This is a genomic window from Devosia sediminis, from assembly GCF_016411825.1.
GTDB lineage: Bacteria > Pseudomonadota > Alphaproteobacteria > Rhizobiales > Devosiaceae > Devosia > Devosia sediminis.
Map to the genome: position 1 here is coordinate 507,848 of NZ_JAEKMH010000003.1, position 10,293 is coordinate 518,140.

General features: G+C 64.5%; 10 protein-coding genes. 4 read left to right on the top strand and 6 right to left on the bottom strand.

Going from position 1 to position 10,293, the window contains the following annotated elements; translation table 11 throughout:
- Positions 1-55: 55 nt before the first annotated feature.
- The 4 genes from JEQ47_RS15560 (at position 56) to JEQ47_RS15575 (ending at position 4,576) form a co-directional block, all read left to right on the top strand.
- On the top strand, positions 56-832 hold the full coding sequence (locus JEQ47_RS15560; protein WP_198877317.1) for an SDR family oxidoreductase: 777 nt from the start codon (positions 56-58) through the stop codon (positions 830-832).
- The gene (locus JEQ47_RS15565) at positions 829-1,893 is read left to right on the top strand and encodes a D-TA family PLP-dependent enzyme (protein ID WP_198877318.1); all 1,065 of its coding nucleotides are present in this window, start codon (positions 829-831) and stop codon (positions 1,891-1,893) included. The genes JEQ47_RS15560 and JEQ47_RS15565 overlap by 4 nt, the downstream gene beginning before the upstream one ends.
- A 64-nt stretch (positions 1,894-1,957) precedes the next feature.
- A complete protein-coding gene (locus tag JEQ47_RS15570) occupies positions 1,958-2,791 on the top strand; it encodes a sugar phosphate isomerase/epimerase family protein (protein ID WP_198877319.1) in 834 nt (277 codons plus the stop codon).
- Positions 2,792-2,848: 57 nt separating this feature from the next.
- The gene (locus JEQ47_RS15575) at positions 2,849-4,576 is read left to right on the top strand and encodes a diguanylate cyclase domain-containing protein (RefSeq protein ID WP_198877320.1); all 1,728 of its coding nucleotides are present in this window, start codon (positions 2,849-2,851) and stop codon (positions 4,574-4,576) included.
- On the opposite strand, the gene JEQ47_RS15580 is transcribed toward JEQ47_RS15575, so the two are convergent.
- The 6 genes from JEQ47_RS15580 to JEQ47_RS15605 form a co-directional block, all read right to left on the bottom strand.
- The gene (locus tag JEQ47_RS15580) at positions 4,573-5,331 is read right to left on the bottom strand and encodes an iron ABC transporter ATP-binding protein (protein WP_198877321.1); all 759 of its coding nucleotides are present in this window, start codon (positions 5,329-5,331) and stop codon (positions 4,573-4,575) included. The two genes, JEQ47_RS15575 and JEQ47_RS15580, sit on opposite strands and share 4 nt — an antisense overlap.
- Positions 5,328-6,314 (bottom strand): iron chelate uptake ABC transporter family permease subunit, encoded by a 987-nt coding sequence (locus JEQ47_RS15585; RefSeq protein ID WP_198877322.1) that lies wholly within the window; start codon positions 6,312-6,314, stop codon positions 5,328-5,330. Before JEQ47_RS15585 ends, JEQ47_RS15580 begins: the two co-directional genes overlap by 4 nt.
- On the bottom strand, positions 6,311-7,273 hold the full coding sequence (locus tag JEQ47_RS15590; protein ID WP_198877323.1) for an ABC transporter permease: 963 nt from the start codon (positions 7,271-7,273) through the stop codon (positions 6,311-6,313). The genes JEQ47_RS15585 and JEQ47_RS15590 overlap by 4 nt, the downstream gene beginning before the upstream one ends.
- 212 nt (positions 7,274-7,485) lie before the next feature.
- Positions 7,486-8,409: a siderophore ABC transporter substrate-binding protein gene (locus tag JEQ47_RS15595; protein ID WP_198877324.1), complete on the bottom strand. Its 924-nt coding sequence runs from the start codon at positions 8,407-8,409 to the stop codon at positions 7,486-7,488.
- A 139-nt stretch (positions 8,410-8,548) separates the two neighbouring features.
- Positions 8,549-9,460 carry a LysR family transcriptional regulator gene (locus JEQ47_RS15600; protein ID WP_198877325.1) on the bottom strand — a complete coding sequence of 304 codons (912 nt, stop codon included), beginning with the start codon at positions 9,458-9,460 and terminating at the stop codon, positions 8,549-8,551.
- An 83-nt stretch (positions 9,461-9,543) separates the two neighbouring features.
- The gene (locus JEQ47_RS15605) at positions 9,544-10,290 is read right to left on the bottom strand and encodes a sulfite exporter TauE/SafE family protein (protein WP_198877326.1); all 747 of its coding nucleotides are present in this window, start codon (positions 10,288-10,290) and stop codon (positions 9,544-9,546) included.
- Between the last annotated feature and the right edge of the window lie 3 nt (positions 10,291-10,293).

Consider the following 10,293-nt stretch of genomic DNA (forward strand, 5'->3'; position numbering starts at 1 on the left):
CCCCTTGTGGGGAGGGATCAAGGGTGGGGGTGTTTGTGATACGGGGTGCAAGACCATGACAGCCAATCCCTTCCGTCTCGACGGCAAGAGCGTCCTCATTTCCGGTGCCGGTGGGGGTATCGGCCGCACGCTGGTGCGGGTGTTCCACGAAGCGGGTGCTGCCATTGTCGGTGCCGATCGCGAAGCCGCGATGCTCGAAGGCCTGCAGCTGGCGCGTACCGTGCTCTTCGACCAGGCCGACGCCAAGGCGACGCGCGCCGCCGTCCTGGCCGACATCGCTGCCCATGGCGCGGTGGACGCGGTCATCGCCAATGCCGGTTTCACCCGCGCCGAGCATCTGGGGCATCTCGATGACGATGTCTGGGCCAGCGAAATGGCCATCAATCTCAACGGCGCCTATGCGCTGGTCGATCCGATCACCGATGCCATGGCGCAACGCGGCTCCGGCAATGTGGTTTTCATTTCCTCGGTCAATGCGATCCAGCATTTTGGCAATCCCGGTTACTCGGCAGCCAAGGCGGGGCTCATCGCCTATGCCAAGGCCATTGCCGTCGAGCGCGGCGGCGAGGGTGTCAGGGCCAATGTCGTGGCGCCGGGCTCGGTCCGCACGCCCGCCTGGGACCATCGTCTCGCTGCCAATCCCAGGCTGCTCGACAATGTCCTGCCGCACTATCCGCTGGGACGCATGGTGAGCCCGCAAGAGGTGGCAAATGCCGCCCTGTTCCTGGCTTCTGATGCGGCTTCCGGCGTGACGGGCGTCACCATTGCCGTCGATGCCGGTCTCACCGCAGGCAATCTCCGTTTCGTCAACGAAGTGCTGAGGGCGAAATGACCCATTACACCGAACTCGACACGCCCGCCGTCCTCATCGACCTCGACCGCACCGAAGCCAATCTGAAACGCGCGCAGGACGCCGCCGAGAAGGTCGGCATTGCCTTGCGGCCCCATATCAAGACCCACAAGCTGCCCTACTTCGCCAGGCGGCAAGTGGACCTGGGGGCGGTCGGCATCACCGTGCAGAAGCTGGGCGAGGCCGAGGTCATGGCTGATGCCGGTCTCACTGATCTGCTGCTGACCTTCAACATCATCGGTGCTGCCAAGCTCAAGCGCCTCAAGGCCCTGCATGACCGCGTGACCATTCGCGTCGTGGCCGACAGTGCCGATTGTGTCGCGGGTCTGGCCGCAACTTTTACCGACGCGACGAGACCGCTCGGCGTCTTTGTGGAATGCGATACCGGCATGGGCCGCTGTGGCGTGCAGTCTCCGGCCGCGGCCGTCGAGCTGGCGCGCAAAATCATCGCCGCGCCCGGCCTCGCCTTTGCCGGTCTCATGACCTATCCGGCCGCCGGCAAATACGCCGAGGCGGCGCGGTGGCTCGGCGAAGCGCGCGACGCCTTTGCGGCGGCTGGCGTTGATCTGCCCGCCATCACCACCGGCGGCACGCCCGACATCTGGCACATGGACGATGCCGCCCGCGTCGCTACCGAATACCGCCCCGGCACCTATATCTACATGGATCGCTCGCAGGTCGCGGCCGGCGCCGCGACATTCGACGACTGTGCGCTGACGGTGCTGGCCACCGTGGTTTCGCGCCCGACGGAAGGCCGCGCCATCGTCGATGCCGGGTCGAAGGCGCTGACCAGCGATCTCTTGGGTCTCGTCGGCCATGGCCATGTGGTCGAGTTCCCGGATGCAAAAGTCGTCGGTCTCAGCGAGGAACACGGCACGCTCGACGTCTCGGCCTGCGCGAGGAAGCCTCGCATCGGCGATGTCATCCGCATCATCCCCAATCACTGCTGTCCGGTGACCAATCTCTTTGATCGGGTCAATCTCATTCGGGATGGCGAACTGGTCGAAACAGTCGACGTCGCGGCGCGGGGCCGGGTGGACTGATCGTCGCGCCGCCTTGCGCTGGCCGCTATGTCGTGGAAGTCTCTCATGAAAAGAGGAGTCCCAAATGGCCGATCCCAACCAGCGCATTGCCGTATCCACCTGGTCGCTGCACCGTCTCCTGGGGACGATCTATCCCCATGACCTGACGACCGATGCGGTCAGCGATGGCGACGACCGGTTCGGCGAGGGCGAGGAATCGCTGCTCGGTCTGCCCTCGGTGCTCAACAATCACGGCTATAACCGGCTCGAAATCGTGTCCTTCCACCTGCGCAGCCGCGACCCGGTCTATCTCGGGGAACTGCGCGATCAGCTCAATGTCACCGGTGTGACCTTGCAGACCCTTCTGATCGATGCCGGCGACATGACCGACCCGGTCCATGGCGAGCGGGACACCCGCTGGATCGGCGGCTGGATCGACGTGGCCAATGCCCTGGGCGCGGAAAATGCCCGCATCATTGCCGGCAAGCAGTTGCCGACGGCAGAAACCATGGCCCGCTCGGTGGCCGGCTTCAAGGAATTGCTGGCGCTCAATGCCGGCTCGCCGTTGAAACTCGTGACCGAGAACTGGTTCGACCTTCTCTCGACCCCCGCGGCGGTGCACGAACTGCTCGACCGGCTGGACGGGCAGGTGGGGCTCCTGGCTGATTTCGGCAACTGGACCGGGCCCGACAAATATGCGGGCCTCCAGTCCATCTTCCCGCGCGCCTCGCTGTGCCACGCCAAGGCCAGTTTCGCCGATGGACAGATGGATGAGGCTGACTACGGCCTCTGCCTCGCCGCGGCGCAGGATGCCGGCTATGCCGGGCCCTATACGCTGATCTTCGATGCCGAGCATCCGGGCGAGTGGGCCGGGCTCGGCGAAGAGCGGGATTTCATCCTCTCGCGCCTGCCTGATTGATTGCAAATGTGATCGGCGCGAAGCCTCTTATTAAGGCTCCCGGACCAATATGGCGCCATGGCGACGCCCCGACCACATGATCCTGCCCTTTTGGGCACCGATGCCTGGCATTCGGCCCGGACCTTTGCACGCCTGCTCGACGCGGCGCCGCTGGGCATGCTCGTGACCACGGTCGACGGCCGCGTGGTCTATGCCAATCCGGCCTTCGCGGATTTGCTGGGACACCGGCCCGAACCCGGCGCTCAACTCGAATTCGCCGACCTCGTGGCCGAGAGCGCCCGTACCATGACGCGGCTGCATTTTGACCGCCTGTTGCGCGGCGAAGTTCAGGTGACACGCGGCGAGCATCAGTTGCGCCATGTCGATGGGCAGCCTGTCTGGGTCATGGTCGGCGCCACCGTGTTGCCGGCCGACGACGACACGCCGCCGCTGGTGCTGGTGCAGATGAACAGCATCGAATTGCAGAAGCGGGCCGAAGAAGCGCTGGCCGCCTCGGAAAGCCGCTGGAATTTCGCGCTGGAAAGCGCGCGGCAAGGCGTCTGGGATCACGACATCCGCAACGACACCATGTTCTATTCGCGCATGTGGCGGGTCATGCGCGGCATTCCGCCCGAAGAAGACGTCGATGGCGACCAGCAGGTCTGGCTCGATCGCGTGCATCCGGATGACCGGGCACATGTGGTCGCCAATGTCGACAAGCAGGACCAGGGCGATACCGATTTCGATGCGCTCGAATATCGCGAACGGAAACGCGACGGCAGCTATGTCTGGATCCTGAGCCGCGGCAAGCCGGTCGAATGGGACGAAGCCGGCAATCCGGTGAGAACCATCGGCACCGATACCGACATCACCCGCCTCAAGGTGATGGAACAGGAACTGGCGGCCGAAAAGGAACGCCTGCGCGTGACGCTGGAGGCCATGGCTGACGGCATGATCTCGACCGATCTCGACGGCAGGGTCGTGTTCATGAACCCGGCCGCCGAGAAGCTGACCGGATTGCGGGCGACCGCGGCCGTGGGCCTGCCGGTCAGCCGCGTCTTCCGCTTGCGTTCCGAGCGCGACGACGTCGACTTGCCCTGTCCCGTTGCCGATTGCCTCGCCACGGCCACCCAGATCCGCGCCGATGACGACAGCGTGCTCTGTGCCCATGACGGACCGCGCCGCGACATCCGCTGCACCGCTTCGCCCGTGCTGGGCGAGGGGGGCGTGCTCACCGGGGCGGTGCTGGTCTTCCAGGACGTGACCCAGAGCCGGGCCTTGCAGCGCCAGCTTGCCCATTCGGCAGCGCATGACGATCTGACGGGTCTGCCCAATCGCGCCGCCTTCGAGCGGGCGCTAACCAACACCATTCTCGGCGCTCAGCATAGCCAGCGCGAGCATTGCCTGGTCTATCTCGATCTCGACCGTTTCAAGCCGGTCAACGATACGGCCGGGCATGCCGCGGGCGACGCCCTGCTGCGTCAGGTGGCCCAGACCATCAAGGGCGTGTGCCGCAGCCACGACATGGCGGCGCGCATCGGCGGCGACGAATTCGCCGTCATCCTCGAAGACTGCCCGCTGCCTCATGGGCGCATCGTCGCCGAAAAGATCGTCCGCTCCATCGGGGCGCTGGTGTTTTCCTGGGCGGGTCGCGACTATGTCATCGGCGCCAGCGCCGGGGTGACGGCGATTACCCGCGCACCCGCCTCGCCGCTCGGATTCATGGGTGAGGCCGATGCCGCATGCTACGCCGCCAAGGCCAAGGGCCGTGGTGGCGTCGTCGCCTTCTCGGAAATGATGGGCTAGCCGTAATAGACGCTGATCCGCTGGCCGCCGATCTCGTGCACCTTGATGTCCATTTCGTAGATATCCGAGAGGACTTCGGGGCGGATCATCTCTGCGGCCGGTCCCTGCGCCGAGACCTTGCCGTGCTTCATGGCGACGATATGATCTGAATACCAGGACGCGAAATTGATGTCGTGCAGCACCAGCACGACGGTCTTGCCCAGGTCGTTGGCCGCCTGCTGCATCAGCTTCATCATGCCCATGGCATGCTTCATGTCGAGATTGTTGAGCGGCTCGTCGAGCAGCACATAGTCGGTGTCCTGCGCCAGCACCATGGCGACGAAGGCGCGCTGGCGCTGGCCCCCGGAGAGCTCGTCGAGGAAGCGGTGGGCCAGCGCGTCGAGATCGAGATAGGTGATCGCCTTCTCGATGTGCCCCTTGTCGTCCACGGTCAGCCTGCCCTTGGAGTAGGGATAGCGGCCGAAGGATACGAGATCGCGCACGGTCAAACGCGCGGTCATGTGATTGTCCTGCCTGAGAATCGACATCCGCCGCGCCAGTTCGTCGCTGGGGGCAGTGGTGACGTCGAGGCCGCCCACGGTGACGGTGCCCTTGTCCATTGCCATCAACCGGCTGACCATGGACAGGAGGGTGGATTTTCCGGCGCCATTGGGGCCGATGATCGAGGTGATGCCGCCCGCAGGGAGCTCCAGCGACACGCCGTCGACCACGCAGGCCGCACCGTAATTCTTGGTGACATTGCTGGTGACGATCATCGGGCTGATCTCCTGAGGACAAGGGCGATGAAGACCACGCCGCCCAGAAATTCGATGATGATGGAGAGCGCCGTATCGAAAGCGAAGACGCGTTCGAGCAGCGTTTGCCCACCCACCAGCGCCACCACGCCGAGCAGGATCGCCGCGGGCAGGACGAAGGCGTGTTTCGAATTGCCGACCAGCGAATGGGCCAGCGTCGCGACGAGAAGGCCGAAAAAGGTCACCGGGCCGACCAGTGCCGTCGATACGGAAACAAGCACGGCCACGAGGCTGAGGATGATGACCACGGTGCGCTTGTAGTCGACGCCGAGATTGATCGCCTGGGCGCGCCCCAGCGACAGAACGTCGAAGGTGTGCATGAGCCTTAAACCAATGACGCTCACCGCCACAACGATGACGCAGGATATGCCCAGCAGCGTCGGATCCGTGGTGGCAAAGCTGGCGAACATCGTGTCCTGCAGCACGTTGAAGGCGCCCGGATCGAGCATGCGTTGCATGAAATTGCTGAGCGAACGGAACAAGACGCCGAAGATGATGCCGACAAGGACGAGGAGATGCAGGCTCCGCTCTTCGCCCAGGAACAGCCAGCGGAACAGGAGACCCGAAAAGGCCACCATGACCAGCACTTCGACGACGAACTGGATCTGGCTGTCGATGGCGGTGAGGGCGCCGACGCCAAGGAAGAACACTATGGAAGTCTTGATCAGCACATAGAGCGCGTCAAAGCCCATGATCGAGGGCGTGAGGATGCGGTTATTGGTGACCGTCTGGAACAGCACGGTCGAGACCGCCACCGCATAGGCGACGAGGATCAATCCGAGCAGTTTCTTGCCGCGGAAAGTGAGCACAAAACTCCAGCTTCCCTTGGCGCCCAGCGTCATGAACAGCGCGATGGAGACGAGCGCTAGCAGCGCAAGGCCGATCAGCACGAGGGCCGGGCGGCCGATAGTCCAGCGGGAGGGGGCGACGGCCTGGTCGGTCATGTCGCGCCTCGCGGGGTGCGCAGGAGGAGGTAGAGAAACATGGCGCTGCCGACGACCCCCATGACCACCGAGATCGGGATTTCATAGGGGAAGCGGATCAGGCGACCGGCAATGTCGCAGGCCAGCACCATGCCGGCGCCGCCTATGGCCACCCAGGGTACCGTGCGGCGCATGTTGTCGCCGATCATCAGGCTGACGAGATTGGGGACAATCAGCCCGAGGAACGGGATCGAGCCTACCGAAACCAGCACCACGGCGCTGACCAGCGAAACGATGACGAGGCCGAGCATCATCACGCGCTGGTAGTTGAGCCCCAGATTGGTGGTGAAATCCTTGCCCATGCCGGCCACGGTGAAGCGGTCGGCGGCGATATAGGCCATAACGCAGCAGACAAGGCCGACCCATAGCAGTTCATAGCGGCCGCGCAGCACGCCGGAAAAATCACCCATGTTCCAGGCCAGCAGCGAGGCCATGAGATTGGTGCGATAGGCGATAAAGGCGGTGAGCGCGCCGATAATGCCACCGAGCATGATGCCGACCAGCGGCACCAGCAGCACATCGCGCAGCGGCACGGCGCGGAGAATGCGAAGGAAGAGGGCGGTGCCCCCCAGTGCGAAGACGGCGGAAACGCCCATCTTGGCCATCAGCGGCCAACCGGGCGCGAGCAACGTGACGACGAGAAAGCCCAGCGCGGCCGACTCGGTTGTGCCCGTGGTCGAAGGTTCGACGAAGCGGTTGCGCACCACCATCTGCATGACGAGGCCGGCAATGGCCATAGAGGCGCCGGCAAGGACCAGGGCAATGGTGCGGGGGATGCGGCTGATCAGCAGCACTTCCATGGCGCGCGAATCGACGCCGCCGACGAGGAGGCTCGGGATCGACACATCGCTGACGCCGACAAAGACGCTGACAACGGCAAGGACGAGAGTGCCGAAAAGGGCGAGAAGCAGTGTGCGCAAGGTGGGGGCCTTGTCAGTCGTGAACTATTCGGGTCGCAGGCCGATTGGCCCTGCGCCTCCCTCCCCCTTGAGGGGAGGGAATGAGGGTGGGGGTGTCGAAGCCGACCCGACCAGTCTGGCGAACCGGCGACACCCCCACCCCAGTTCCGCTAAGTCCTTGCGGACCAGCTTCACTACCCTCCCCAAGAGGGAGGGTGGGCAGGAGCGAGAGATTACCCGTTCAGACCAGCCAGGACCTGGTCGAGCAGCAGCATGACGCCCTGGTAGCCGTGCATCGAGATGTAGGAGGCCTGCGGATCGAGATAGACGATCTGGCCCTCGGTGGCGGCAGTGGTCTGGTTGAAGAGCTCGTTATCGAGCAGGGCCTCGGCCGCGCCGGCATTCTCGCCGGTGCCGGCATCGCGATCGACCACGAACACCCAGTCCGGGTTCACTTCGAGCAGGAATTCAAACGACACGGCGTCCCCGCCATGGTCGCCATCGGCAACGTCAGCCAAGGCCGAGGGCATGCCGACATTGTTGTAGACCCAGGAGACGCGCGAGTCCGGACCATAGACACCCAGCTTGCCGGCATTGGTGACGAGCACCAGCGCAGTGCCCTTGCCTTCGGCGGCGGCGGTCACTTCGGCGACCTTGGCGTCGAGCGCGGCGTTGAGTTCAGCGGCCTTGTCCTGGAGGTCGAAGATCTCGCCCAGCTTGGTCATGTTGGCCTTCACGCCAGCCACGATGTCGGCATTGTCGACCGAGAGGTCGATCGTGGGCAGGATGTCCTTGGAGGTCTCGAAGGCAGCGGCCGAACGGGCGGCGACGAAATAGGCATCGGCTTCGGCGGCGGCGATACCCTCGAAATCGGGCTCGAACAGCGAGCCGATCTGGATGGCGTCGGCCGGGATCTGGTCGGCCAGATAGGTCGGGGCATTGGACGATGGCACGCCGGCAACGGCGACGCCCAGGGCGCTGAGATCATCGAACACCGCCCAGTCCTGCGTCAGCACCTTGGCGGGCACGCCCGGCAGGGTCACGTCGCCCTGCGGCGTGGCGACAACCTTTTCCTGGGCGAACACAGCGGGAGCAAGGGCGAGGGAGCCGGCGAACAGTGCCGCCACGAGGGCGGTGGTGCGCAAAAGCGAAGTCATCAGGACAATCCGATCAAGGGTTGGCGGTCGCGTCATACATGATAACGCTTGTCCGGTTTCCTAGACTCGGTGTCGCGAGGCTGTCAAAGGAAAATATGACGCAGTCAGTCTTATTAATTATGCGGAGCGCAGACTTAATCTATGCGGAGGGCAGGTAGGTCTCGCTGGCCAGCGCCACGAAGCTCTTCATCGCTGCCGAAAGCGGGCTCGACTTGCGCCGCGCCACCAGCAATTGCCGCATCGCCCAGGGCTCGGCCAGCGGCGCGCAGACCAGATCCGTACCGGCCAGGAGGTGCAGGCTCGTCGAGCGCAGGAAGCCGATGCCGAAGCCGGCCTCGACCATCCGCACCAGGGCAGGAAAACTCTCGACGCGCAGCGCCTCGGTGAGCTTCTGTCCGTGCTTTTCGGCGGCTTCGGTCAACAGGCGGTCGAGCGAACCGGCATGGTGGATGCCGACAATGGCATAGGGCAGCACGGTGGCGAAGGCGACCGACTTGCGCGGCTCGATCTGGCCGGCCAGGTCGTGTTCGGGCGGCACCAGCACCCAGACCCGCTCGTCTTCGAAGGGTCGGATATCGAAGCGGGAAAAGTCGTAATTGTCCGAGACGATGGCGATATCGGCCTGGCCTTCATCGAGCGCCAGCAGCGCCTTGGCGGCGCCCATCTCGGAGATGGCGATTTCGATGCCTGGATATTTGGCGGCAAATTTGGCGAGCAGTTCCGGCAGGCGCCCGGTCAGCGCCGAGCCGGTGCAGGCGAGCCTGAGGCTCCCGCGCTGGCCGGAGCCGAAATCGTCCATGATGGCATCGAGATCGGCTATGGAGCGCAGCACCGTGCGGCACCCCTCGGCATAGGCTTCGCCGGCCTTGGTGAGCTTGACGCCATGGGCCGAGCGGTCGAACAGCACCACGCCCAGGCGCCCTTCGAGATCGGAAACCCGCCGGCTCACAGCCGAGGAGGCTATGCCTTCGCGCTCCGCAGCGCGGCCGATCGAGCCTGTCTCGGCCAAAAGCAATATGAGGCGCGCGGTTACGCTGTCGAAAGGTGCCATGTCGTCTCCCATGGGCACCATAGAGCATCGTCCGGAAAAGTGGGAACCGGTTTTCCGGCCAAGGCGATGCTTCAACAGGAGATTCAGAAGCCAAGAAGCAAGGACAAGCCACGGACGAAATAGAATAATCCAATGGCAGTGACGACCCACCGCGTCCAGTGGCGGAAGCCGTCATCGGTCATGCGCTGGAGAATGTGGTAGCCCAGATTGGTGCCCGCCACCGCAAAGGGTGCTGCGATCAGTACCATCAGCCAGTCGCCCTGGCCCATGGCGGTGGCGAGCCCGCCATAGAACACGACCTTGGAGGCATGCGAGATCACCTGCGTCGCCGCCTTGGTGGCGATGATCCGGCGCCGGTCCATGGCTGTGCGGATGAAGAAGACATCGACCGTGGGGCCGGATACGCCGACGGCGAGGTTGAGCCCGCCCCCGACAAAGCCGCAGATAAAGGCATGCAGCGGCTTCTGTGCGTCGAGCGCCAGCCAGTCCTTGGGGATCCAGACCAGGATCGGCATCAGGCCGATGGCAAGGCACACCGTGGCGAGGTCGGGCGTGTAGCGCAGGATCAAGAGCAGGATGGCCGCGGCGGCGAGGCCGGTGCAGATGATGCCCAGCACGCGCCAGTCAATATGCTCGCGGCTGAACCAGGCGCGCGAGCCATTGGCGACGATCTGGATGGCGCCCTGCACGGCAATGGCCGTCGCCACCGGCATCATGGCAAGCAGGATCGCCAGCAGCACCAGCCCGCCGGCCATGCCGAACACACCCGACAGCGTCGAGGTGAGGAGGACGGCGAAGGCGATGAGGGCAAAGGTCAGGGGCGCAAACATGGG

Bases quoted from the DNA above. Each gene is read 5' to 3' on its own strand.
- JEQ47_RS15560 (WP_198877317.1), top strand. From the start codon at position 56: ATGACAGCCAATCCCTTCCGTCTCGACGGCAAGAGCGTCCTCATTTCC.
- JEQ47_RS15565 (WP_198877318.1), top strand. From the start codon at position 829: ATGACCCATTACACCGAACTCGACACGCCCGCCGTCCTCATCGACCTC.
- JEQ47_RS15570 (WP_198877319.1), top strand. From the start codon at position 1,958: ATGGCCGATCCCAACCAGCGCATTGCCGTATCCACCTGGTCGCTGCAC.
- JEQ47_RS15575 (WP_198877320.1), top strand. From the start codon at position 2,849: ATGGCGACGCCCCGACCACATGATCCTGCCCTTTTGGGCACCGATGCC.
- JEQ47_RS15580 (WP_198877321.1), bottom strand. From the start codon at position 5,331: ATGATCGTCACCAGCAATGTCACCAAGAATTACGGTGCGGCCTGCGTG.
- JEQ47_RS15585 (WP_198877322.1), bottom strand. From the start codon at position 6,314: ATGACCGACCAGGCCGTCGCCCCCTCCCGCTGGACTATCGGCCGCCCG.
- JEQ47_RS15595 (WP_198877324.1), bottom strand. From the start codon at position 8,409: ATGACTTCGCTTTTGCGCACCACCGCCCTCGTGGCGGCACTGTTCGCC.
- JEQ47_RS15600 (WP_198877325.1), bottom strand. From the start codon at position 9,460: ATGGCACCTTTCGACAGCGTAACCGCGCGCCTCATATTGCTTTTGGCC.
- JEQ47_RS15605 (WP_198877326.1), bottom strand. From the start codon at position 10,290: ATGTTTGCGCCCCTGACCTTTGCCCTCATCGCCTTCGCCGTCCTCCTC.